This window comes from Roseixanthobacter finlandensis, from assembly GCF_043195105.2.
Lineage (GTDB): Bacteria > Pseudomonadota > Alphaproteobacteria > Rhizobiales > Xanthobacteraceae > NCEH01.
Genome location: NZ_CM195536.1, coordinates 1,921,623 through 1,945,377, shown reverse-complemented (window position 1 = coordinate 1,945,377; position 23,755 = coordinate 1,921,623). Strand labels below are relative to the sequence as shown.

At 55.6% G+C, this 23,755-nt stretch carries 19 protein-coding genes and 2 tRNA genes; 6 read left to right on the top strand and 15 right to left on the bottom strand.

Translation table 11 applies throughout. The annotated features are described in order from the left end of the window. Window positions 1-61: 61 nt before the first annotated feature. Window positions 62-730 carry a hypothetical protein gene (locus V5G24_RS08965; protein ID WP_394085539.1) on the bottom strand — a complete coding sequence of 223 codons (669 nt, stop codon included), beginning with the start codon at window positions 728-730 and terminating at the stop codon, window positions 62-64. A gap of 193 nt (window positions 731-923) precedes the next feature. On the opposite strand from V5G24_RS08965, the gene V5G24_RS08960 reads away from it, so the two are divergent. The 4 genes from V5G24_RS08960 to V5G24_RS08945 all read left to right on the top strand — a co-directional run bounded on the left by V5G24_RS08960 (window position 924) and on the right by V5G24_RS08945 (window position 10,077). Beyond that, window positions 924-1,070: a helix-turn-helix domain-containing protein gene (locus V5G24_RS08960; RefSeq protein ID WP_509292301.1), complete on the top strand. Its 147-nt coding sequence runs from the start codon at window positions 924-926 to the stop codon at window positions 1,068-1,070. A 402-nt stretch (window positions 1,071-1,472) separates the two neighbouring features. Continuing rightward, entirely contained in the window at window positions 1,473-5,162 is a 3,690-nt protein-coding gene (locus V5G24_RS08955) for an ATP-dependent DNA helicase (protein ID WP_394085541.1), read from the top strand. Window positions 5,163-5,693: 531 nt separating this feature from the next. Beyond that, on the top strand, window positions 5,694-7,523 hold the full coding sequence (locus tag V5G24_RS08950) for an ATP-binding protein (protein WP_394085542.1): 1,830 nt from the start codon (window positions 5,694-5,696) through the stop codon (window positions 7,521-7,523). A 265-nt stretch (window positions 7,524-7,788) separates the two neighbouring features. After that, on the top strand, window positions 7,789-10,077 hold the full coding sequence (locus V5G24_RS08945; RefSeq protein WP_394085543.1) for an nSTAND3 domain-containing NTPase: 2,289 nt from the start codon (window positions 7,789-7,791) through the stop codon (window positions 10,075-10,077). 405 nt (window positions 10,078-10,482) lie between these two features. On the opposite strand, the gene V5G24_RS08940 is transcribed toward V5G24_RS08945, so the two are convergent. From V5G24_RS08940 to V5G24_RS08905, 8 genes are all read right to left on the bottom strand, one after another. Next, complete coding sequence (locus tag V5G24_RS08940; RefSeq protein WP_394085545.1) at window positions 10,483-11,142, bottom strand: hypothetical protein; 660 nt, start codon at window positions 11,140-11,142, stop codon at window positions 10,483-10,485. A gap of 402 nt (window positions 11,143-11,544) precedes the next feature. Continuing rightward, window positions 11,545-12,264 carry a hypothetical protein gene (locus V5G24_RS08935; RefSeq protein WP_394085546.1) on the bottom strand — a complete coding sequence of 240 codons (720 nt, stop codon included), beginning with the start codon at window positions 12,262-12,264 and terminating at the stop codon, window positions 11,545-11,547. 104 nt (window positions 12,265-12,368) lie between these two features. Further along, on the bottom strand, window positions 12,369-12,572 hold the full coding sequence (locus V5G24_RS08930) for a helix-turn-helix transcriptional regulator (RefSeq protein ID WP_394085547.1): 204 nt from the start codon (window positions 12,570-12,572) through the stop codon (window positions 12,369-12,371). A 410-nt stretch (window positions 12,573-12,982) separates the two neighbouring features. Next, on the bottom strand, window positions 12,983-13,441 hold the full coding sequence (locus V5G24_RS08925; protein ID WP_394085548.1) for a hypothetical protein: 459 nt from the start codon (window positions 13,439-13,441) through the stop codon (window positions 12,983-12,985). 183 nt (window positions 13,442-13,624) lie between these two features. Continuing rightward, complete coding sequence (locus tag V5G24_RS08920; RefSeq protein ID WP_394085549.1) at window positions 13,625-14,818, bottom strand: tyrosine-type recombinase/integrase; 1,194 nt, start codon at window positions 14,816-14,818, stop codon at window positions 13,625-13,627. Between the two features lie 165 nt (window positions 14,819-14,983). After that, window positions 14,984-15,059, bottom strand: a tRNA-Phe gene (locus V5G24_RS08915). Window positions 15,060-15,265: 206 nt separating this feature from the next. Beyond that, a complete protein-coding gene (locus V5G24_RS08910; protein ID WP_394085551.1) occupies window positions 15,266-16,402 on the bottom strand; it encodes a hypothetical protein in 1,137 nt (378 codons plus the stop codon). Between the two features lie 632 nt (window positions 16,403-17,034). Further along, on the bottom strand, window positions 17,035-17,370 hold the full coding sequence (locus tag V5G24_RS08905; protein WP_394085552.1) for a hypothetical protein: 336 nt from the start codon (window positions 17,368-17,370) through the stop codon (window positions 17,035-17,037). A gap of 151 nt (window positions 17,371-17,521) precedes the next feature. On the opposite strand from V5G24_RS08905, the gene V5G24_RS08900 reads away from it, so the two are divergent. Then, a complete protein-coding gene (locus V5G24_RS08900) occupies window positions 17,522-17,761 on the top strand; it encodes a helix-turn-helix domain-containing protein (RefSeq protein ID WP_509292300.1) in 240 nt (79 codons plus the stop codon). An 88-nt stretch (window positions 17,762-17,849) separates the two neighbouring features. On the opposite strand, the gene V5G24_RS08895 is transcribed toward V5G24_RS08900, so the two are convergent. From V5G24_RS08895 to V5G24_RS08885, 3 genes are read right to left on the bottom strand one after another with little or no spacing between them, the layout of a single operon-like run. Further along, the gene (locus tag V5G24_RS08895; protein WP_394085554.1) at window positions 17,850-18,473 is read right to left on the bottom strand and encodes an MAE_28990/MAE_18760 family HEPN-like nuclease; all 624 of its coding nucleotides are present in this window, start codon (window positions 18,471-18,473) and stop codon (window positions 17,850-17,852) included. Further along, on the bottom strand, window positions 18,460-19,206 hold the full coding sequence (locus tag V5G24_RS08890; RefSeq protein WP_394085555.1) for a hypothetical protein: 747 nt from the start codon (window positions 19,204-19,206) through the stop codon (window positions 18,460-18,462). Before V5G24_RS08890 ends, V5G24_RS08895 begins: the two co-directional genes overlap by 14 nt. Then, window positions 19,181-19,681: a DUF262 domain-containing protein gene (locus V5G24_RS08885; protein WP_394085556.1), complete on the bottom strand. Its 501-nt coding sequence runs from the start codon at window positions 19,679-19,681 to the stop codon at window positions 19,181-19,183. Before V5G24_RS08885 ends, V5G24_RS08890 begins: the two co-directional genes overlap by 26 nt. A 364-nt stretch (window positions 19,682-20,045) precedes the next feature. Between V5G24_RS08885 and V5G24_RS08880 the strand changes: the two genes are divergently transcribed. Beyond that, window positions 20,046-20,678 (top strand): recombinase family protein, encoded by a 633-nt coding sequence (locus tag V5G24_RS08880; RefSeq protein ID WP_394085557.1) that lies wholly within the window; start codon window positions 20,046-20,048, stop codon window positions 20,676-20,678. Between the two features lie 242 nt (window positions 20,679-20,920). Here the strand turns inward: V5G24_RS08880 and V5G24_RS08875 are convergent, their stop codons facing one another. The 3 genes from V5G24_RS08875 to V5G24_RS08865 form a co-directional block, all read right to left on the bottom strand. Then, window positions 20,921-21,514, bottom strand: coding sequence for a hypothetical protein (locus tag V5G24_RS08875; RefSeq protein ID WP_394085558.1), 594 nt, complete (start codon window positions 21,512-21,514; stop codon window positions 20,921-20,923). 649 nt (window positions 21,515-22,163) lie between these two features. Beyond that, window positions 22,164-23,456 (bottom strand): tyrosine-type recombinase/integrase, encoded by a 1,293-nt coding sequence (locus V5G24_RS08870; RefSeq protein WP_394085559.1) that lies wholly within the window; start codon window positions 23,454-23,456, stop codon window positions 22,164-22,166. Between the two features lie 54 nt (window positions 23,457-23,510). After that, window positions 23,511-23,586 (bottom strand) — tRNA-Phe (locus V5G24_RS08865). Window positions 23,587-23,755: the final 169 nt, after the last annotated feature.

Below are 23,755 nucleotides of genomic sequence, written 5' to 3'. Positions count from 1 at the left end.
TCGGCATGCAGCAGTCCCCCACTGTTGATTCAAAAAAATTAATACCTGAGCTAGTGTAGCCTCACAGATAGGCTGGATCAATTCGGATCTTCAAGATGCTGGGATCCACGGGGTTCTCTCGGATACGACCGGCGCCGCTCTGATTCAGCAGCCAAAAGCCGTTCCCGTCTTCACAAGCGGTCTCGCTTTCAAGCTCTCGCAGCCACTGCACCATTCGGGGAAAATGGCGGTTCGCACCGATGTTCATTCGCCGCTTCCACCCCATCGTGCTCCCGACCCTGTTGATCACGCCACGCAAAAATTCGTTCAGCGGCAGGTCGTATACATCACCGCGGCTACGATCGCGCGCCTCCTCGCGGCAGGCGTTCTTGAAGGCATTCGGTGAAGCGTCGTCAATTTCAACGGGGACGAGGATCTCGCGATGCGTTGAAGATATGGATTCTGCTGAAAGCAGTCCATCATCGATCATTTCTGCAAGGATCGGCTGTTGAGACGATGTCGAGCGTAGGGAGTTGATCAGATTATTTGATTCATTTTTGTTCACCTGAATTTCGTCGATGTAATGATTTAGGATTTTTTTAAATCGTTCAATTGCGGTCAAATCGGAATATTCGGGTAAAGACCTGCCTGTGGCTTCCTGAAACGCCTTATTCATATCATTGATAATTTTCGAGTAAGCCCTAAGGCCGGCGTTTGAGTTATCGTAATTGGACATCGGACCAAATTTCATAGCTACGCTCCCCTCGACTCCACGCCATTTACCGCTGGCATTGCCGCGTTGCAATGATATGGGTGCTCAGGAATGGAGAACGCGTAGCGTCACGATGGTCCCCGCGGCTGGTCCCATTCGACCGAACCCAGCCCGGAAAGGCCGCACAAGGCGGGCATTGAAGAAATCGGCGCGGCAGATGTAGTCCGGCGGCGTGCGATTCGGCCGCAAGCATGTGCTCTCGGCCGATCAACGTGCCTTCGTTGCCGAGCGTAGGGCGGAAGGAGAGAGCGTGCGCGAACTCGCGCGAATCACAGGCGTGAGCAAAGCCACCATCAGCCGTATCGTTCCCATTGATTGAGGTCGCCTCGCGCAAGAGCCAGAAGCTCGCTGCTACGACGACGAATGACCGGTTTGGGGCCGGCAGCGGACTGGCAGCTTGTGGTCAAATGCCCTCGAAAGTAGACGTTGACTGGCTGACAGGTTGATTTGCGACGCCCGTCACTCCTTTGGCAAGCGTGCAGCTCGCGAAGGTTGCTGGCGAGCTGTCGACCTTCGTCTGGACCGCCCTTGTAGATATTGTCCACCTTCTCGCAATACGCATGGAGAACTGCCCCGCCGGACATGCCCTCCGCCGGGATGGACCTTCTCCGTGGTCCGTCACCTTCCGGTCGCTTCGGCGGCGATAGCGCCGTCCCGACCGTCAGTGCGACCTTGCGAATTGACCTCGAAGCCTTACCATCCGGCCCGAATAGGGGGGTGGATGACCTGGCACATTACGGCGCGCATGGCGTGGCACGACCGCGGCTGGGATGGTCGCGTATGTGACGATCCGGCGGGAAACAGCTACTGCACGGGGAGCCATTCGCTGCTCTCGGAGCGGCTGGCCCGCGAGAAGCGCGTCGAGTGCGAACGCCCCTGCGCGGCGCTGGACGCCGACCTGCCCGACTACCAGCCGCCGTGCTTCTGGACGTCGTCAGCGTTCTCGCCCGCGCCGACCGCGACGTTGCACCGGCATCCCTTCGCCAGATACCGTGACGATAAGCGCATCGAGGGTACGCTTCCGCCGGCCTCGCTCTACACTTGGCCGTTCCGCCTCTCGATGACCCACGCCTCCTACAAGAGGCACGGAAGCTATTTTCCCGACATTGAGGACCGCATCGCCCGGTTCGTGGCGCGCCTGAAGGCCGGCAGGTCGCTGGTCTTCCTCTACCTCAACTACGACAATCCGATCTCGGCGGACGAGTACAAGTATGCCCTCGTCGGCTGTGCGCGGCTTACCGAGCTGGCCGGCTCGGGCGATTTCGCCTTCGACGACGAGGAGCTCGACCGCCTTCGCGGCGGCGACGGGATGAAGAACTTCCCGACGATGAACTGGGCGATCCGGCTCTCGCACGAGGGCGTGGCCGGCGTCCGGCTGCCCTACCACGAATACCTGGGGCACATCGCCGCCCATCCCGAGGACGAGGGGAAGCTCGCCGAGATCCGCGTGCTGATCGACGAACCCGCGCAGCTTCCCAACTTCAAGTATGTCTCGGAGCAGGTGCACGACGACCACGCGCTCGCGCTCCTCTACAAGCTCAAGCGGGCGCTGGCCCGCGCCCAGGAGCACGGCATCGCCGACGTCGACGGCATGGTCGACCGGGTCGAGGACTACATCGCCGAAGCCTGGGAGGACCGCGGCCTCTACCCGGGGCTCGGATCGGTCCTGAACGTACTCGCCGACCTATCCGAGGGCGAATACGAGGTCGAGGGGTCGCGGGGGCCCGCCCTGGCGGACGCGCTCCGCACCTCGCTGCCCGCCGGCGCCGACCTGCTTGACACCGCCTTCGACTTGATCGCCGCCAAGGGCGCGGTGCCCGATGCGCTCGCCGGCCACAAGGCGACGATCCGGGACGCGCGCGCGGGCTTCCGCGACAACCGGCACCTGTCCGGGCTGCTCCGCAAGCTCACCCTGTTCACGCTCACGCCGCGACAGGTGGGGCGCGTTCTCTTTCCCGAGGACGATGGCCCGCACGCCTTCGGGGGCCTAGCGGTCTCGCCCGGCGACATCGTCGCGAACCCCTATGTCCTGGCCGAGAGCTACGTGCCCGCGACGGACGATGGCGACGAGGATCGCGAGGACCTCGACCGCGAGCAGCGGAGCGACGGACCGATCGACTACGCGGTGATCGACATCGGCATGTTCCCGGATCATCGCTACCTGGATCGCCGCGACGATCTCCACGACCTCACGGTGACTGGACCGGAGCGGCTGCGCGCGTTCGCGCACGAGGCGTTGGCCGCGGCGGAGGACCAGGGGCACAGCTTCATGTCCACCGCCGGCCTGGTCGAGCATGCGGCCGCCCATCCGCTATTCTACCGCGACAGCCTCAAGGTCACCCAGGCGCAATTCCTCTCGGACAGGCATCTCGCCCACTTCCGGCAGCGGCTCCACGTCGAGTTGGTGGACGGCGGCCACTACTTCTACCTGCAGCGCGCATGGGACGCGGAGCAGGTCGTGATGCGTTTCGTAACGGGCCGGCTGGGGCAGAAGCCGGTCAAGGCCGACCTGACCTGGATCGGCGGCTACGTCGCCGCGGAGTCGGCGGCGCTCGCTTCCGGGATCAGGGATTTCGACGTCGAGGGCTTCGCCGCGGAGCGCATGTCTATGATGAACGGCGCGATGACCCGGCGCCTCTACTGCGCCACGGGGCGTCCGGGTTCGGGCAAGAGCCAGGCCGTGGCCGAGCTGCTCAGGCGTTTCGACGCCGCGAACGAGCGTACGATCGTGCTGGCGCCCACGGGCAAGGCGGCCCTGCGCCTGAACGAGGCGGCACCCAACGACGCCGGTTGGCAGGCGGAGACGATCGACCGTTGGATCTGGCGCTCCGGACTGCGTGATTATTTGGACGGTGGCGCGGATCTGAAGTCGATGACGCGCTCGAAGGGCTTCGAGCCGTTCGACAATCTGGTCGTCGACGAGATGTCGATGGTCAACCTCTACCACCTGGCGCTTCTGTTCCGGGCGATAGAGGTTCACCAGCCGACCACGACGCTCCGGGTGATCCTGGTCGGGGACGAAAACCAGCTCCCGCCGATCGGTTGCGGCAAGCCCTTCAACGACGTCATCTCGCACCTTCGCCGGACACCCGAGTATCAGACCGAGAACACGATCCGGCTGACCGCCAACTGCCGCCAGCGACACGATCCGACGGTATTGGAGGCCGCCCATCTCTTCGCCGGCGGGAACCGCTACCATGAGGAGCTCTACGACCGCATGCGCAAGGGCGGCCGCATCAGCGACTGCTTGGAGCTCCGGTACTTCTCGGACGCGGCGGAGATGCAGTCTCACGTCAGGGACTTCGTCACCGCGACGATGGACCAGGCGGTGCCCGACCACGCGGCGCGTTCGCCGCAGGAGGCGTTCAATTTGCTCCTCAACCTCTACGATGGTGGGCACGTCCCGAACAACGACGCCGCCGCGCTGGCGCTTGATCGCGTCCAGCTGCTCTCGCCGTACCGGGGTGGCGTGACAGGCTCGTTGGGATTGAGCAACTTCATGCGCGATGCCTATCGGGCCGACGCGAAGGCGGATCAGCGTCGCCAAGCGGACGGCTTCGTCCATTCGGACAAGGTTGTGCGGATCAAGAACCTGTATTGGTATGACCGCGTTACGCGGCAGATGGACCTGAAGCTTTCCAACGGCTCGGTCGGCGTTCTGTGCGGCGGTGCCAAGGGCTGGAAGGCGTTCTTCCCGGAGAGCGAATGGTGGTTCGACTGGCAGCGCATGGACGCGGAGGACTTCGAGCTCGCCTACGGGCTGACGGTGCACAAGGCGCAGGGCAGCGAGTTCGAGGAGGTGCTGGTCGTCATTCCCGAGCGGCGCGCTCTGCTATCGCGCGAGCTCGTCTACACCGCCATGACCCGCTCGAAGACGCGCCTGACCATGCTGGTCGAGCGGTCCGACCGCGCCAATCCGCTCGCCGTGGCGCGCGAGCGCTCGGTCCTGGCCCAGCGGAACTCGTCGGTGTTCGCGCGGCCGTTCGATTCCGCGCGCCTGTTCGAGCCGGAGCAGGGCGTACGGGTCCGGTCGAAGATCGAATACATGATCTACATGGCCCTAGTCGCCGCCCGCGACGCCGGTCAGCTAACCTTCACCTACGAGGGATCGCTCGTGCTGCCCTTCGACGGGCGCGACGTGACGGTCCATCCCGACTTCGTCGTGCAGGCGCACGGAAGGACCTATTACTGGGAGCATCTCGGCATGCTCGATCGCCAGGACTATGCGCGCGACTGGCGCGAGCGCCGACGCGCCTACGCCGCTGCCGGCCATGAGGACGCGCTGCTCACCACCGACGACATGACGGGCGTGCGGGCCGAGCGGCTTGCCGAGGTGGTGGCCGACATCGTCGCCGGGACGCCGGCCGGACGACCCGACACGGGGTGGTCGCTGCACCACTATCTGCTCTGACGCGCCGATCAGGTCCTTAACGAATCCTCCGGCGAGGCGGAACATATGAGAACATATAATTCTACGAGTTCCCATGCCCCTCGCCTCTCCCGACCGCCGATCGCGATGCCAGCCTTCGTCCCGGTGGCGCGATCGATCTCGAGGTGTGGAACGTGTTCGCGGCGGATCGGACCGGGCTCGCCGCCGAGGATTGGATCCCGGGCTGCACAAATGAACGGCGGCTTATGGGGATCGATCTCGCGGGTTTGGATGACCGGGATTAGGCGGCGCTTTGCTGACAGACGGCTCCGGGGCCGATTGCGGACTCGCAGCTTTCGATCACTCACATGCGAAAGCGGACATCGCCCGTGCGGATCGATTGAGACGGGCTGATCACGCTGCTGGACGCACGTTCGCATTGTCGCGCATGCCGCACCTAATTCTATCCGCCCAGCTTTTTGGGGCTGGGTCGCAGCTCTCAAACTCGGTTTCAGAATCGCTTGCCATGCAATGAAACGCGCGGCAATTTTCGAGAAACGGGGGGATGTTACGATGAGGCTGGTTTCGCTGACACTTGAGAACTTTCGAGCCTATCAGACTGCGACGACTATCGAGTTTTCGGAGCTGACCACGATCATCGGGCGGAACGACATCGGTAAGTCTTGCTTGCTGGAGGCGTTGGAAATCTTCTTCAACGGAGATGTCGTAAAGATCGATCAGGCCGATGCCAACGTCTTCACCGGTTCGTCACTCGTTAGCATCACTGCTGAATTTGCGGATCTCCCAGAAGAAATCACACTAGATGCTGGGGCGCCGACGACACTCCGTGACGAATACCTCTTGACCGGCACAGGCACCCTAAAGATCGCGAGAGTCTACGATTGCTCAAAAAAGACGCCGACATGCGAAACATTTATACTCGCCCAACATCCGAGCACTGCGGGGGTGGATAACCTCCTTGAACTAAAGGAGAAAGAGTTGCAGGCGCTTGTGAAGGCGCAGTCGCTGGACGTACCGCTAAAAGGCAATCCGGGCATGCGTCGGGCCCTTTGGCGAGCTTGCCCTGAACTTGATTTGGTCGAAGCGCGCATCCCTGTGTCGAAACCCAAGGAAGATAGCAAGCGTATCTGGGATCAGTTGGAGCTGCACCTTCCGATGTTCGCGCTATTTCAGAGCGATCGTCAAAGCCGCGATTCCGATGGCGAGGTGCAGAACCCGCTCAAGGGGGCCGTCGCGGCGGCCATCTCCGAGGCTCAGGAGGCGATCGAGTCCATTCAGAATCTGGTACAGGCGAAGGCGGAGGAGATCGCGAAGCTCACGCACGAGGCTCTTAGGAGCATCGATCCCAAGCTTGCGAATTCGCTTTCACCGAAGTTCGTCCCGCCCACCGCGTCCAAGTGGATGGGCCTGTTCTCGCTCGGCATGGACACAGATGACCGCATTCCCTTGAACAAGCGCGGCAGCGGTGTGCGGAGACTCATCCTGGTCAGCTTCTTTAAGGCAGAGGCCGAGCGCAAACTGTCAAGTTCCGCAAAGCGAAATCTGATCTATGCGATCGAAGAGCCTGAGACGTCGCAGCATCCCGCGAACCAGCGGGTACTCATTGACGCGTTCAAGGAGATAGCGACGGCGCCTCATTGCCAAGTTATCCTCACGACTCACAGCCCAGGGCTGGCAGCCGACCTTCCTATCGAGGGCATCCGGTTCGTTTCCAGCGAAGGACCGCCGGCGACTCCTGTGGTCCAGGCCGGGGTCGACGTGTTTGACACCGTGGCGAGAGCTCTCGGACTCACGCCGGACAGCCGCGTACGCGTCCTCATCTGTGTTGAGGGGCCAACGGACGTAACAGCCCTGAAGTGCCTGAGTTCCGCATTGCACGCGGAAGATGACTCCATTCCGAACCTTATGACTGATGAGCGCTTCGCCTTTATTCCGGCGGGCGGGTCGACGCTCAAGCACTGGGTGACCGAGAACTACTTACGGAACATGCAGCGACCCGAGGCTCACATCTACGACTCCGACGTGGCTAAGTATGCGGCATCGGTCGCCGAGGTGAACGCGCGCACCGACGGCCTTGGGTCCTGGGCGGTCCAGACTCAGAAACATGAAATCGAGTGCTATCTACACGCTGACGCGATTAAAGCTGCCTTCGATGTCGATGTGGTCTGCGTGGATCATCCCGCCAATGGAGTGCCCTCCGTGCCAGAAACCTTCGCGATCGCGCTCTCGACTAAGCGAAATTTCGACGGAAGGATGGGAGCCGACAAGGCAAAGGGGTATTTGTCGAAGGCCTTCAGCCACATGACCGCAGCGCAAATTCGCGCACGCGATCCGGCAGGCGAGATCGAAGGGTGGCTTCGACGCATGAGCGCGCTTGCCTGATATATGAGGGCGTGCTGCTCGACAGAGACACGGCGATAGCGCGGCAAAGGCTGAGAAATGCTCGCGTTCATGATCGAAGCGATGACATTAATCCGCGCGCATCACCAACTGTCCTCACCGCTTATTCAGCTCCAGCACTTTAGCCGTGTATACCGCCCTCGATCAACAGCCGGATGCGTGAGTACTGGCACGCGAGGCGATCGGCAGTAGTATATTGTTTCACCAAAAATGCACCCTGCCGAAAGGGCGGGCGGAGTAGCCAGATTTGACGTTCAGTTTCGACGCCCTCTCTCCTGCCGATTTCGAAGATCTGTCCCGCGACCTGCTCGGCTGCGAACTTGGCGTCCGCTTTGAAGCCTTTGGGCCCGGGCGCGATGGCGGTGTCGATGGGCGGCATGCCGCGGCGGGGGACATGACGATCTTGCAGGCCAAACATTACCGGCTGTCCGATTTCGATGCGCTGGCGCGCACGATGCAGAAGGAACGGGCATCGATCGATGCGCTGACCCCGAACCGGTATCTGCTGACGACATCGCGACCGCTGACGCCGCCGAACAAAGACCGGCTGGCGACGATCATCGGACCTAGCCTCCAGGGCACGTGGGATATCTTCGGCAACGACGACATCAATGGGCTGCTGCGAAAATACCCCGATCTCCAGAAAAGCCATGTCAAACTCTGGCTTTCGGGCGCCGGGGTGCTGGAGCGCGTGCTCCATGCCGCGACGCATAATTTCACGTCGCTGACGCGCGATGACATCAAGGCCAAGCTTACCGTCTATGCCGAGAATCCCAGCTTCAAGACCGGTCGCGACATCCTTGAGTCCATCCACGTCCTGATCGTGTCCGGTCCGCCCGGTGTCGGCAAGACCACGCTCGCCGAGATGCTGAGCTATGCCTATCTTGCGGAGGATTGGGAGCTGGTAGCGATCCGCAGCCTGAACGATGCATTCACCCACATCGACGACACCAAGCGTCAAGTCTTCTTCTTCGACGATTTCCTAGGCCGGATCGCGCTCGATGCCCGCGCCCTTTCGAACCAAGATTCCGATCTTGCACGGTTTATCGGCCGCGTTCGCCGCACGTCCAACGCGCGGTTCATCCTGACCACGCGCGCCTATATCTACGAGGAGGCGCGGCTTCAGTCGGAAGCTCTGTCGACCGGGGCCTTCGACGTCGCCAGCTATGTGCTGGACGTCGGCATTTACACCCGGCGAATCCGGGCACGCATCCTCTATAATCACTTGATCGTTGCCAGAGTCCCTGAAGCGCACATTCAGGCGCTGGTCGAGCAAAACGCGATCAAGAAGATCGTCGATCACGACCATTACAATCCGCGTATCGTCGAGACACTAACCAATGCGGACCGCATCGAGGAAATCGCTCCCACCGACTACCCTGCCGCGTTCATCGCCGCGCTCGACGATCCGCTGAGCATCTGGGACAAAGCGTTCCGCACGCATATCCCAAGCCGCTGCCGGCATTTGCTGTTTGCGATGTATATCAGCGCTGAACACGGTGCCGAGATCGAGGATCTCGAGGAGGTCTACAACCCGTTACACCAGGCGCTATGCCGCCGCTTCTCGCTGTCGTCGGGGCCTAAAGATTTTGAAGAGAGCGTGCGAACGCTTGAGGGTAGCTTCGTTACAATCTCGAACGGCCAGGTATCGCTGATCAATCCGTCGGTTCGCGACTATCTTGCGCAATATCTGACCGACAGTGCGCTGCTTCGCGCCATGGCGGAGGGGATGGCTACTCTCCGCGCCGCACGGGCGCTCTACGAGCATTTCAAGAAGGTGCCGGGGGTGAGCGGCGAGGACAAAGCGGCTTTCTTGATTTCATATATAACCCTCGCGGCTAACGCTGTGAATGAGGAACCGTGGAAACCGATCCGGGGCGAACCGAACCGGCGGCGATGGATAGGCATGTCCTATTCGGGTCAAGTCGAACTTTTGCGGGATTGGTGGAAGACCAGTAAGCGCCAAGAATTCCTAGATGCGGCACTGGTCGTTGCATCCAACAGGGACAACTGGTTCAGTTCCTGGGCTGATGGCCGTATAATGCCGCGGCTGATCGCCAGCTTGCGCGCCGCCCCCAAGGCCGAACGCGAAAATACCACGGCCTTGGTCGAAGCGCTGGAGGAGCGGCTGATTCAGATCTTGGATTCTGCTCTCGATCTCGACGATGTTCACCGTATCCGCACTGAAGTACTTCCACGCAAAGGGCATTTGGCGCAGCGTATCGGCTGGAGTGCCGATTCAGCGGCGCACCGCGTGATAGCCGAGCTTCCTAACAGTCTCGAACACGTGGATTCCGAATCCACGCTCGACGACTTTAGGAAGCTGGTCGATGAGCTTGGCCCCACTGTTGGCGCGACACCCGCCGAAATGGTCCGGGCGAAGGACGCTATATCCAGCCGCGCCGACCGCCTGCGCGCGGAAACCCCCGGGGAAGACGCGCTGTCGGTACGCGGCCACAGCACCATCGAGACCGATTGGTTCACTGATGAAGATCTGCGTAACCTTTTTGCGCCGCTGCTCTGGTCTGGAAAATAGTCGCGCCCACAGGCGAACAGCGCCATGAACGCGCAGGAGGACCGCACTACCAGACATCGGTGACCCATCGCCTTTTGCTATCGTGCATCTGCGCTGAAGACGCTTCGCCTTCATGGGCTCCGAGCACTTCTGCCCGCGAGCAAGCATGGTCCCGCACAGGAATCGTCTTCAAGTCCTCGACACTGGGATACCCCCCTTGGGGTGGACGTCTGACACCCCTCAAGCAAACGGCAGCTTTCAGGGGCACTGGACAGCCCGCTCGACGACCCATTTGGCGGCGCAAAGCGGACGTTCGCAACGGCCTGTCGGGAACGTCGCCGTGGGTCAATAGCACTATTTGCGCAATAGCACCTGCGGCATCGGTTCCGTTCGCGATGGTCTCAAGTTGAGACCATTGACCATCCCTCAGAAGGGCTTCCAACCGGTTCGCATTAGGCTCGCTCCTCCTTCACGACGGCAAGCCTCATCATAGCCGCGAGCCGTCGTGTCCCGCCCGCCATTTCTCTCACGAGGTAGCAGCAGGAGGGAATCAGAGGAAAGCCGGGTCCCAACCGCCTTCAGGGCATATTGGGTCATGTGATCGGGGGTTGCGAACACGCGCCCGACCCATATGCGCCGCACGCGCGTATCCCTAATCAGAGCAGCATTGTTTTCAGTCGCCCAGAGATGGAATTCCTCCTGGAAGCGAGACTCAGGCGGCTGCAGAAATATTGCATGGCAATGCAGGCCGTCATTCAGAGTGACATCCTTGATGTCGACTTTGGTGTGTTTTGGAACAGGCAGATCCGGCGCAACAAGCATCAATGGCAGCTTATGGCGCTCCTGAGGGGTATTTGGCCTACGGGCAAAACGCGTGATGATCCCGGAATATATCCGCTCGATATCAGCATGCATCTGATCGATTATTTTCGCACGGTGCGAAAAGCCGAGAGGGTGAAACATGAAGCTCATGAAGAAGGGCTGATACCCTTGCTCAGCTTTGTCTGAGACCCACTTTCCATAAGCAAGCTGAAGCTCCTTGGCAGGCGTTAAAGGAACTCTCTGATGTCCGAGTTTAGAAGACATGATATATACCTCATATAAGCAGATAATTGATACATTGCATAATTGACAGACATCTCATCATCGAATGTCTGTGTTTGTGAGATAGACAATTGATGATGTTGATACATGTCAGAGATGCTGATTGTAGTGTCTAAATAGGCATATACTTTATAGCCATTTAGACATGACTATTCATATGCAGTGCGATTTTGCACCACATTGAATAGGCGTGAGGTCGTTGCGATTGCGTTCGGGATTGCCACGGCGCCCGCTGGCGACGTGAACAATTAACAGTATTTTATATATTACCCGTTCACTGAACTTTCAGCCGCGAACGCAAGATAAATCTACTCAATTGAAATTCGATCTGCCCGCCGTTGGAAGGGCCCCGCATGCAATGCGAGGCCCAAACCATTTGTCTCTTTAGCCTTTAACGATCGTCACTTTCTCCGCCTCGAAGAGGGCAAGTCGATCATCAAGGCGTGTGACCACGAGTTTGGCGGATGCGCCGATTTCCATGCCCATCAGTCGCCCATAACGTGCGGCATTCATTTCAACCGTAATGGTCGGTGTCTGCTCAGGCTTAGAAGCTCCTTCGGGTTCTTCAGAATCCCACTCGTCGGACGTTATTTGGGCATCCTGCGCCAGATCATGAATAGCAGACGTGATTGCATTCCGACTCCCTCGATCTTTGACCGATTTATTTACTTTTTTCTTACTGTCATTAAGCGCCTTTGCCATTTCGTAGATTGCGGAAATTCCGCCCATCTCTACGATTTTTTCCGCCACGGTGTGCGTTTTTGCCCCTTCATTTTCATGCAAGTACCGAATTACTACGGCATACTTCCATGCCATTTGTCGTTGGCTTGTTCCCCTCGCGTCTGTGACATACATCATTACAGAGGTCGCCATATTTTTTGGGAATTTTTTCTTTGATTCCCAATATTTAAGCTCCTTGAATTTTTCATACACCTCGGGCCTCTTCTTCATAAGACTTGCGAGATGATACCCCTCTGCCAAATCATTGTATCGGTCAAGCCGGTATCCTTCGCGACGCTTCTTGTATTTAACTCTCAGATCACGCAGAGATTTAATGATCTGAGGCTTAACCTTGCGCACTTCGCTTCCCGTCGAATTGGGCATATAATTTCCGATCGTTTTTAATTTAGGTATTCGTGATTTTCATATCGATTGATATAGATAGACATAAATCTATTGTTATTTTCTGCCATTTTATTGATTTTTTATTATTCATTATCTTTGAAGAGGCCATTGATGTCGGATTCACGCCATACCGTAATGCGCATTCCAATCTTGATAGGCTGCGGATAGCGGCCGCTCTTCACGCCGCGCCACCATGTGCTCTTGGATACGGGAATCGGCCCTTCCGGAGAGAGGACTTGCGATAACCGCAACAGCCGCTCGGAGGGCGCTTTGAAACCTTCCATCATCGGATTTCTCCTAAATAGTTTGATGATCTGCGTTTGGTAGCGACAGCTGATCCTGATTGGGCGGGCCTCGGATCCTCTGTCGGCGTCGGCGTCCTCCAGAGCAGTCAAATTGGCTGTGCATGGGGCTCTCGTGGCTTTCCAGGCATGCGTCATCGATCTCGCAAACGGCGAGGGATGGCTGCGAACCGGGACTTGGTTGATGTGCGGACGTGCGGGGGCTTTCGCGGCGCCCGTCATGGAGGCCGCGCAGGCAAGCGTCAGGGTTCCGTCCTGCACTCCCGCAGGACGGACATCCGATAATCAGTGGGAATTAGGTGATCGGAGGCGCGTCAACGCCGCGCCGCCTTCGAGCCCTTGAAACTTGACCCGATCGTCTTGGACGATGATGGCTAACGCCGTTGTTGGCGGGCCTAGCCCTTGACGAGAATCTCGATGCTTTCCACCGGAACGCCAAGAGATCTCGACAGTGCTTCCTTCGCCTGCGGGATGGTCAGGACCGGCAATTTCGCCTCCTCAGGCAGGTCGTCCTCTTCGCGCCCGCGTGCGTCGTCGGAAAGGGTGTCGATCTCGGCCACTTCACCCGACGCAGCCTGGCCGAGGCTGATGAAGCTGTAATCCCAACGAAAGCGGGATTTCGAGCCGCGGCGCCCGAGAATGAACTCGCCGCACTCCGCTTCCTGGAGTTTTCGCGCCAAAGCGATCGCTTCGCTGCGATCGATTCTGGCCTTCACCGCGATACGGTCGATCGTCGTGAATTCCGTCTCTCTCTCCCGGCTTGCCCCCCAATCGAAGATGAGGCGGGCTGCCGCGTCATTCTTGTACAAGGCGCGAATTTTCTTGACCACTCGCTGCTTGACGTCGCTCGCCATGACCTCACCGATCCGCCCTGCGCCGAAGCGCTTTCGATGAGCATCATGTAGGGTGCTAGCCCCTGTTATTCAAGCGCTATTTTCTCTTATTCTGGTCTTTCAGCTATTTAAGAGCCAAAAATTGCGAAAATTTGTTTGTTTACAATGGGTTATAAAACGGCAAATTTTTGCATCAAATCAAGCCTAGGGTTTCAACGCCCGAAACTCATCCAGCATGTCCGCCCAGGCCTGCATGAGCACCACCCGCTCCGGCCAATAGGTCGCCCGATTATAGGCGCGGCGGATTTCATTCTGATCAATATGGGCGAGCGCCGCCTCGATCACGTCCGGCGAGAAGCCGCGCTCGTTCAGAATGGAGCTCGCGGTTGCGCGAAAGCCGTGGGCGGTCATCTCGTCCTGCGTGAACCCCATGCGCCGCAGCGCCGAGTTCAAGGCGTTCTCGCTCAGCAGCTTTTTGTTCGAGCGGATGGAGGGGAACACGAGTTCCGCCTCGCCCGTAAGCGGCCGGATCTCCGCCAGCACTTGAAGAGCCTGCTTCGAAAGCGGCACCTTGTGCGGCCGGCGCATCTTCATGCGCTCGGCGGGGATGCTCCAGACCGAGGTTTCGAAATCGAACTCGGCCCAGCGTGCGCCGCGAACCTCGCCAGGGCGGCAGAAGGTGAGAGCCGTGAACAGCAGGGCGGACCGCAATGTCGGCCAGCCATCATATTCGTCGATCGCCCGCATCAGGCCGCCCAGCGCTTGCGGGTCAGTCAATGCCGCCCGATGGGTGACTTTCGGCCGTTCAAGCGCATCACGAAGAGGGAATGTCGGGTCCGTCTCGGCCCGCAATGTCGCGATGGCGAAGCGGAATACGCTGCCAATGGCGGCGCGCATCCGCCGGGCCGTCTCACGCCGACCACTGCGTTCGACTTGCTGCAGGACGGCGAGAATCTCAACTGGGGTGATCTGAGCAATGGGGCGATTCGCCAACGCCGGTCCGGCGAGAGTCTCTAACATCCAGCGGTTCTTGCTCATCGTGGCGGCGGCGGCTTCGCGCGCCTCCAGCCTTGCCAGATATTCCGCTGCGATCGCGCCGAACGTATTCTCCGCCGCCACGGATGCCGCGACCTTATCGAGCTTGCGAACGGTGGACGGGTCCTCGCCGTTGAGCAACTGCTTCTTGGCCTCATCGCGCTTGAGGCGCGCATCGGCCAGCGACGTGGTGGGATAAGGCCCGAAGGAAAGCTGCTTCGGCTTGCCGGCGAACCTATAGGCCAGGCGCCAGATGCGGCTGCCGTTCGGGCTGACGAGAACATGCAAGCCGCCGCCGTCGAATAATTTGTAAGGCTTGTCCTTCGGCTTGGCGTTGCGAAGCGCGAGGTCGGTGAGCGACATGTGTAGGCATCTCTTTTGTAGGCACACGGCCGATGCCTACGAACATGCCTACAAATCGATGAGATGCAACGGCACGGCGAGAGACGCCGCGACCCCTCGAAAGGGGTTCAAGTCGTTGATTTTAAAAGATTTTGAAGCTTTGTGAGACGCTCTGAAAAGAGCAAATGGTGCCCAGGGGCGGAATCGAACCACCGACACTGCGATTTTCAGTCGCATGCTCTACCAACTGAGTTACCTGGGCGTCCGTAAGGCCGAAACCTCTTGGAGACGGGTGTGTATAGTGTCTCCCTGGCGCGCATTTCCCTATCTTCTGACTTAGCCCTCGGATCAGTGTTTGTATCCCTTTTAACGCTCCCCCTGTATCCCTGCTCTGATGCGATTTGGAGGGAATTCAGGCCGCCTTTCCGGCGGGTTACGGCCACGGTCAACCAAGCGCTGGCTTAGAGTTCAGAACCCCAAGTGAGCGAGCGAATTATCGATCATCTTGCAAAGGGCATTTCGGGCGTCCGCCGGAGATTCTGTTGTATTCAGCCACTTAAATACGCCCGTGGTGATCCTTCCTATTTCCTGTTGCCCTTTATCTCCATAGGCAGCAGCAATTGCTCCTTGGATAGCTCGGTTATTTTGCTTTTCATATGCGCTGCCACGCTTTCCCAGGCCGCACATTTGGGCATATGAAACCATGACGATCGTGTTTTGGGCGATGGCTTCGGCATTGCTCTTTGGCTTGCCAATGATGGCTATGAGGCCTCCCAGCGCGCCCCTCTCGCTTTGTGTGGGCGCCGTTGACTTCCCGCCGGAATTAGCCGAGGTGCAGCGCATAAAAGTTCTGTCGGCACTCTTAAGCTGGCCTTCGTGCAGAGTGAACGTCTCTTTATAGGCCTCGTAACCTGCCTCTTCCGCCCTGCAACGTGTAGATATGGTTAGGCTATTCCCCTTCAGAGTGTAGGTGGGAGCCTTGCAAAGCCCGCCGCCCTCAGACGTAAAGGACTTTTCCTTGATCTCAAACCACGGTCCTTCCGTCCGCTGCTTGTAGCTTCGACATGCATCCGTCACGTCGCTCCAGGCACCGATGAAATCTGAAAGCTTAGGTGATGTGGCCGGTACGGTGGGGGCCATTGGAGTTGAGACGGCGGCTGGTAGCGTTGTGCTTGGGGTGGGTGTTCCTGCGGTCTGCGATGCCATAGCCGCCCATTGGTAGGGCTTGGCATTGATGTCGGCGATAACTCCGGCTTTGGACGCCTCTTCCACCCGACCAGCGCATTCCTTCTTAATTTCCTCCGGCTTTGCATTCTGGAGATAGTCGGCGTTCGCTCTCTGAACGGAGCCGAGGAGGAACTGACGATAGTCATCAGCCATCGTCGTGAAATGCGTGACAATCCAGGAATCCAGGTCAGCAAGATAGTCCGCCTTGAGCTGCACGCCGCATATGTTCTGCGTCGTGAGCCAATGCCTTGCCTCTTGATCGCGCTTCTGGCCGGCGGCATCGTCCCTCCAACTCCAGGCGCCTGCGGGCGTGGAAATTGACACAGTCGAAAGCCATGCCATTAACAATGCGCCGGCTATTGTTCTTTGCTTCGACATTAACTCGTTCTCCTGCGATGGATCGGTTCGCCCACCGAATGTTCGTCGACATTAGGTCCATTCCCAAGCTGATGCTCACGAAATATTCGGATCCGAACTATTCGCTCATCAATTGAAGATGAAGGACGAGTAATTGAATAAAATAGTTCCGATATATATGATTAGACTAACAAAAATAAGATACAGCTTTGAATGTGTTACGATGTATCGAACTCCAAAATAGACCGGAGGAATTAGTAATACTGCTAAGAACATTAAAGTTCCGGTTGCGATATTCAAGCTCACCGGTAATGACCGAATATCTCTAATCGCTTGCGTAATATACCGAATTAAAAATCCTAAAGATGATACGACCACAAAAAATGACAGAAGCCCTGCGTTTCCTTTGGTGATGTAGCCTGCCTTAATCAGAAAATATGGTATGAATATAATTATCGAGTAATATAGTGGAATTAGGCAAAGTTGCGAAGGATCTCCATCGGCCTTTTTTGTCGTGTATTTAACGGACCTCGCCGATAGGCCGTTGGGTGGCGGGTTTAGATGGATGCCTGAAGGCGCCCGAATCTCTTCTTCCCGAGGAGCATTATATTCGGTCATGGCTGCAACTAATCCCCTTTTTAGATCAAAATAGATTAATTCGCTTTTCGGATTTCCCGACGCCCGAGAAATGCGAGGACGGCAAGGACGCATGAAATCCCCGCCCAAATTTGCAAATCGCGAAAGATCGATGCGGAGGCCAGGGCAAAGCCGAGAAGGCCGGCCGCCAGAAAGATCGCTGCGGAGAAGCGGGGAAGGCCCATGGCGAATGCACCGCCGAGCACGAACATAAAGGCCATCACAAGGCCAGCGGCACCGGCTTGGGAGGTCGTCTGATCGCTGGTGAGGTTGCTGCCGACCATGACGGCGCAGGACTGAAGGCCGAGGACGGCAACCAAGCACAACGAGATAACGAGAACGGCTATCCGCATTCGAGCCCCCCAGCTCTGATGGATCCAGGCCGCAAGAGGCCGGCTTTCTCTAATTTATGGGCTATAGTCCATAGATTGTATCCCCGCAAGGCGTTGCCCTGCGAGGATGAAAGCGAAGCGTTTGGTGGCGTGGAATCTGAGGAGGCTGCGGGTGGAGAAGGGGCTCACGCAGGAGGCGTTAGCGTTCTCAGCCCAGGTCGATATGTCGTATTTGGCGAGCTTGGAGGTTGAGCGCGCCAACGGATCGGTGGACCTGCTGGAACAAATCGCTCAAGCGCTCGATGTGCATATTTCCGAGCTGTTCCAGCCGTTTCCAGAAGGGGCCATCAAACCGGGGCCGCTTCGAAAAGGCCGAAAACCTCTACGTCTTCAGCGTCGGACTAACACATAACTCCCTCGCACATCGGCGAAAACCATTCGGCAGCAACCAGTCTCAAAGTCGACAAGTGTGCGATGGGCGGCAGTTTCCGGAATATTTTCTAAAGACGCTTCAGCATCGCGTCTTGAAACATATCAGCGATAAGAAGCATCAAATCATCGACTAATTTTACGTGCTTTTCGATGTCTAACGATCTAAGATCCGGTTGGTCACCGTGCGCTATTGCGTGTCGCCAAGCAACCACTTGAGTATCTAATCTTATCTTATATGCATTTATTGGAGTTGAATCAAAGCTCATAATTTTAAGATTGTGATACAAAGTTGCGCAATTAAGATTGGATTTTGCATAAACAACTTCAGACCTAAAACGATCATATCCACAGTCAATTATATCATAGAGTTTTTCAACAAATATGCGGCGAGCTTCATTGGAATGATTTCGATCCCTTAAGGATTGAAGTTCATCTACCATAACTCCGGTAAGCATCATCCAATCTTGATCCTTTATTTTTCCCCCTTTTGCTTTTAAAAATTTCGTATATGTGTTAACGCAATCGTTGTAAAATCCCTCCCAATGGGAGTAACTCAGAACAATTGCTGCTTTAGAAGCAATTCCAAAAGGATCCGAGTGTCCAATAACAAGATTTTTGAGCTGTAAAAGTTCCTTCGCACGTCTAACGCGACTTGCATCAATTTCATCGAAAAACTCATCAATTTGAGGCATGCGGGTCAAACCATCTTGTACCAAATGGAATCGTGCGTTGAAGGCGCGTTGTTCCGGTAAGACCAGGGGTCGCCATCTTTCGAACCTCTGGCTGTTGCCAGAATGCCGCAATGCGCACTTTCGCAAAATCATCTGGATTTGGCAGAGTTTCTATAGCCGCCCTGTGGCGTGCAAGACCGACGACAACCCCTTCCAGCGCTCGAAGAGAAAAACGGTTCGCGAGCGAGTCCCGGACATCGACCGGAGGAAGGAGAGCTTCGCTACCAAGAGATTGAGAAAGCAGATTAACTACCCATTTAACAGTATCCAAAACCATGCCAATATCAAACTCGTCAATAATTTTCAGTATAGATGTATCTAAAAAGGCCTGGACGTCCTTCCCGGGATGATAATCAATAAATGTATGCACAATGATGCGAACCGCATATTCAATATCCTTCTGTGACTCTCTTTGAATTTGCGTAATTTGAAATACTTCCTGAAATGCATTCTCTCTACATATTTCTCTAATGCTTTTTGTGAACGCCGGACTTGCCAAAACCATAGAGCAAGTGCGAACTTCCTGTTCATTTGCGTAAGCACCTCCTCGATTTAACCTCTGAAAAAGATCAAATTTCGTCTTAGGATCGCTCGGATACTTTAAGATTTGAAAATCAATTCTATGTCGTCTAAAAAATAATTGCAGTGCTTTATCGAGTGGATTCTGTTTAATTATATCCCCCCCCAGTGTCACTTTCGATTAGATAAAGACCGGGCCCGCCTTCATTAGAGGTCAAGGATATATCATCAGCCTCCGGGCTTTCATAAGATTTTAATGATAGTGGCCTGCCGTTTGCCTCCCAAACAACATCATTTAGAGACGGCAAATATTTGGTAGATATCAATTTAGATCTTGCTATCTCGCCCGTATCAGGATCTTTCAATACGCCCATAAACTCGAGAATTGTTGAAATTCTCTGGAGACCATCGATAAGATCCCACGTTCCATTCGAATTTTCATAAGCAAATGCCGGAGGTATCGGGATGCCTATTAGGATCGATTCAACAAAGTTAGATTTCTTTGTTAAGCTCCATCGAAATAATCGTTGAAAATCTGGAAATATATTAAGCTCTTGATTCATATACATATTGGCAACTTCGCCAATTGTTATTTGAACGCTTTCAGTGGTAACAGTCCGTTTTGCATTATCAATCTCATCGCGAAGCATCTGATATCTCTTTCTATAAATCTAACTTGGATTTTATCATCAGAGTGAGCTTCTTCCAATCTCCGGTTTTAAGTGTAAGGCGGATACTATTTTCGAAAATTCAAAATCGGAATGCCTTCTTAAGAATTTTTTGCCCCAAAAGTAAATGGCCGGGGCGACCGCTGGCTGAAGCGCAAACATGAGTGAGGGAGTCCTATAGCAATCCTCTCAATACTGGTGTCGAAACTTTCGAACGATGTTCGATAGCGCATGCCCTAATGGACACTTAGTCAGCGCCCATTTCAAGTGTCCGTAAGGGTTGATTTTTGCATTTCGGACATATATTATACGGACATCATATCAACGGACGTTTTGGGGGAACGAATTGGCGACCATTTTTTATGCTCGTGTTTCGACCGTCGATCAGACCATCGCTCACCAGCGCAAGCATGCGGAGCAGGCGGGCTTCAAGATCGATGAGGTGATTTCCGACGAAGGCGTATCCGGCGTCAGCACGAAACTGAGTGAAAGGCCCCAAGGCCGGAGGCTTTTCGACATACTCCGAGCCGGTGACACATTGCTCGTGCGGTGGGTCGATCGCTTGGGACGCAATTATCAGGATGTGACGGACACCATTCGGGAGTTCATGCGGCGAGGGGTAATTATCCGAACGGTGATCAATGGCCTCACCTTTGATGGCGCTACCAGGGACCCCATGCAGCAGGCCGTTCGGGATGCGTTGATCGCATTTATGGCCGCTACCGCACAGGCGCAGGCCGAAGCGACAAAAGAGGCGCAACGCGCTGGCATCGAGCATGCCAAGGGGCGAGGGGATGCCTATCGAGGTCGAAAGCCCAGCTTTACAGCGGAGCAATTCGAAACGGTAAGGGATTCTCTATCTAAGGGAGTTGGCGTAAGTGAGATTGCGGCGATGACCGGTCTTTCGCGCCAATCGGTTTATCGTATTAAGGATGCGCCAGAAGCTGCGGCGGCTGGGTTGGCGCGATGGGGCGGTTGAATGCCGTAGGGACGAAGGTCGCCTCACCTTCCAATAGCTTATCATGTCGATTGGGAGGTGGGGCAGATGTTTCGGATTGGCTTCGATACAAAATCGGATATTGACTATATAAGTGTGTTGATTGCGATCAATATCGAAACTATTTCATCTGGCGTATATGCATATATCGAAAATTTATTATAAAATAAATACATGTAATATATTGATTTGAGCGGCTTCTTAAGCAAGGTAAGGGGCTGCATTCAATTTGGCAGCTTCATTGCGAGATATTGAGGGGCGTCAGAATATCGTTTCTGGAAGTATTTTGAGGCATATCCAAAAACATTTCCGATCTGGTCATCGGGTATCGGACGGCAGTGATAATTGCCCCGTGGTTCGATATGATACCATGAGAAGTCACCGTTCCCGGAAGTAAGCCATTGATGAATGCGGGAATTCTTGTCTTCTGGCACCCACATTATTCCATGGACGTGAGGGCGTGGGCTGTCGTCGCTCTTGTCATCAATATAGCAGACAAATTTTGGTAATATTTTCTGTTTATTTGGTCTATTGAAATGCGGGATAGCATGCCTCAGCAGACCGTTCACATACCATCCGCGAACGAGGTCGAATAATATCGGAGTGATATTGTCGATATTTTGATATCTTTGCCTATATGATGCTCCATAGAAACTCGCTGATGAAAATCTATTTTGGTTAAAAGTAAGAGTTATGTGATATATATTTGATTGTGATTTGCAGCGTTTCAGGGAGCGAAACTCCTCAATGTCGCCGTCAATCAGAATCCTGTTTGTAATATAATGTATATTATTTTTTGTTATATCTATATGGTTCATATATACTGTTTCCTTATAATTTATTGTTTAATTATGTTCCTATTGTTATAGGCAATATTCTACAAATGCCCTGAAATGTGAATTTGCAGAGGCTAAATACGTGCAGGGTGTTTTTTGAGTTTCACGTTCATATGCGGCGAAATGCGCTCGCTTATGTATTTCATAATGTCGATATTAAATGTATCATTCTCTTGAATGAATTGAATTTAAGATATCGTTTCCAACTCGGCATGACGATTAAATTCATGCCATATCAATAATCGAATAATCTTACTGTGATCTGAGTCGTCTCGCTTAGCGAGCGTCGATAACGCTAATACGGTGTCGGGGTCGACCCTCACTCTGAGGGTTAGGCTGAGTTTTTGTTTAGTTTTCATTCATTGTTGCCTCCTTTCGTTATTATTTATAATTTTGTGGACACAGCGGGCGGCGCGATGCCTTGCTATCAGCTTGCTGGTTTGGATGAGACCCGTTCGTTCACAGGGCAATCCGATGTCCGTCCGCCATCCAATAGACGACGCTCAAGATCTCTGGGGTTGATCGCTCTCTGCTGTCTTTGTTTCAGCTAAATGGCAAGTTTATACATATATCATATCACATTGTTCTGGGTATTGTCAATGTAGTTATGGTTTTCTTGCGGAGAAATCCACTAATTTAAGAATTTTGTATTTTTAAATACACTTTCGATCCAAAAAATCATTTGTTTAAGGGAGTGGCCAAGCCCGTAATTCTCCGCAATATCTCCCGAGGCGTGGCCCTGAATCGCATCCCTGATGTCCTTAGGGCACCCGGCTTCCCGCAACATCTGTTTCAGAGCGTGGCGTAAGGAATGAATTGATTTCCGAGCATCAGTGATGCCGGCCTTCCGAAGCGCCTTCATCAGGGCCGCAGATGCAGCGTCCGAGCCACCAGGCCTTCCATATCGGGGGAAGACCGGAGCAGACGGCGAAGGTGTGTCTGAGATCATTTTACGGTATTGGAGTATGGTATATTCCGCAACGGAAATCAACGGGACGGTGCGCCGGCTATTGGCAGTTTTGAGGCTGCGCACGGCGTTTGCTCTGATTTCGATATGCGCAATTTCCTGGCCGGCTGAAGAAAGCCGAATGTCCTCCCACGTCAGGCCGGCAATTTCGTTCAGGCGAGCGCCGGTGAAGGCCAGGAGCTTGACGATGGCTAATAGCTCGTCGTTCACCTTGAGCCGCAGAACGGTGTCGATTTCCTCCGTGCTGAGGGGAAGGCGGGCATCTCGATCAGCAATCTCATTGGCCACATGGAAATTGTGGAATGGGTTTCTGAGTGTGAGCTGATACTCGATCAGCGTGGTCTGTATGATCGCAGCTGCAATTTTTATGTTTTTATTGATGGAGCCGGGGGCGAGTCCATTGCCCCTGAGGAAATCACGGAAGCTTCTGGCGTCCTCCCGTGTGAGGGAGACCACCGCTTTATCGCTCCCCAGCGCTTGCGTGAGATATCTGATTACCCGGTGTTTTTCGTTCAGCCGCACTTGCCTTTGCCGGCCTTTGAAAGTGGCGAATTCGTCCTCCTTATGGGTCAAGTAGAGGGCAAGCGCACCGCTAAGCGTGACCGGATTCAGTTGGTTTGCGTTGGGCGCCTGGGGCGCCATTGGGGGCACAAGCTGGGCACTTGAAGCGCCCTGAGGCTGCAAGGCGGTCCTAACAGGCGTGTCCAAGCTGCGGAAGGGCCAGGGCAGCGGCTCGATTGGCGCATCAGGCCGAAGGGCTCTCAGCCACGTTTCAGCGTCCAAATGCGCTTGCAGAAGGCGCAACTCCGCGTCCGCTGGATTTTTGGTCCGCAGCGAGGTGAGGATTTCCCGCTTCCCGGCTGCTCCCCTGAGCGTCAAAGGAACCGCCCGGCGATAGCGAAAGACGCCATGCCGGGACCTCTGCAAATAGGGCAGCGATAAAAGCCAACGACTCAAGTTGTATCCCTCGGCTTGTATCACCGGGGCTAAGTCATTGAATTATAAGGGAAATGGTGCCCAGGGGCGGAATCGAACCACCGACACTGCGATTTTCAGTCGCATGCTCTACCAACTGAGCTACCTGGGCGTCCGCGAGGCCGAAACCTCTTGGAGACGGGTGTGTATAGTGTCTCCCTGGCGCGCTGTCCATAGCCGGCAGAAACGACAGGCGCGCCTGTGGATGACAGGCGCGGCAATCCTTGCGCGGAATGGGTTTGCGACGATCGGGGCCGGCGCCGCACGGCGCACGACGGCCC

What these genes read in the sequence shown, in the direction of transcription:
- V5G24_RS08885 (WP_394085556.1), bottom strand. Translation starts at nt 19,681, where the DNA reads ATGCTTCGCGATGAGATTGATAATGCAAAACGGACTGTTACCACTGAA.
- V5G24_RS08875 (WP_394085558.1), bottom strand. Translation starts at nt 21,514, where the DNA reads ATGAACCATATAGATATAACAAAAAATAATATACATTATATTACAAAC.
- V5G24_RS08965 (WP_394085539.1), bottom strand. Translation starts at nt 730, where the DNA reads ATGAAATTTGGTCCGATGTCCAATTACGATAACTCAAACGCCGGCCTT.
- V5G24_RS08925 (WP_394085548.1), bottom strand. Translation starts at nt 13,441, where the DNA reads ATGGCGAGCGACGTCAAGCAGCGAGTGGTCAAGAAAATTCGCGCCTTG.
- V5G24_RS08930 (WP_394085547.1), bottom strand. Translation starts at nt 12,572, where the DNA reads ATGATGGAAGGTTTCAAAGCGCCCTCCGAGCGGCTGTTGCGGTTATCG.
- V5G24_RS08950 (WP_394085542.1), top strand. Translation starts at nt 5,694, where the DNA reads ATGAGGCTGGTTTCGCTGACACTTGAGAACTTTCGAGCCTATCAGACT.
- V5G24_RS08910 (WP_394085551.1), bottom strand. Translation starts at nt 16,402, where the DNA reads ATGTCGAAGCAAAGAACAATAGCCGGCGCATTGTTAATGGCATGGCTT.
- V5G24_RS08940 (WP_394085545.1), bottom strand. Translation starts at nt 11,142, where the DNA reads ATGTCTTCTAAACTCGGACATCAGAGAGTTCCTTTAACGCCTGCCAAG.
- V5G24_RS08935 (WP_394085546.1), bottom strand. Translation starts at nt 12,264, where the DNA reads ATGCCCAATTCGACGGGAAGCGAAGTGCGCAAGGTTAAGCCTCAGATC.
- V5G24_RS08955 (WP_394085541.1), top strand. Translation starts at nt 1,473, where the DNA reads ATGACCTGGCACATTACGGCGCGCATGGCGTGGCACGACCGCGGCTGG.
- V5G24_RS08895 (WP_394085554.1), bottom strand. Translation starts at nt 18,473, where the DNA reads ATGCCTCAAATTGATGAGTTTTTCGATGAAATTGATGCAAGTCGCGTT.
- V5G24_RS08920 (WP_394085549.1), bottom strand. Translation starts at nt 14,818, where the DNA reads ATGTCGCTCACCGACCTCGCGCTTCGCAACGCCAAGCCGAAGGACAAG.
- V5G24_RS08905 (WP_394085552.1), bottom strand. Translation starts at nt 17,370, where the DNA reads ATGCGGATAGCCGTTCTCGTTATCTCGTTGTGCTTGGTTGCCGTCCTC.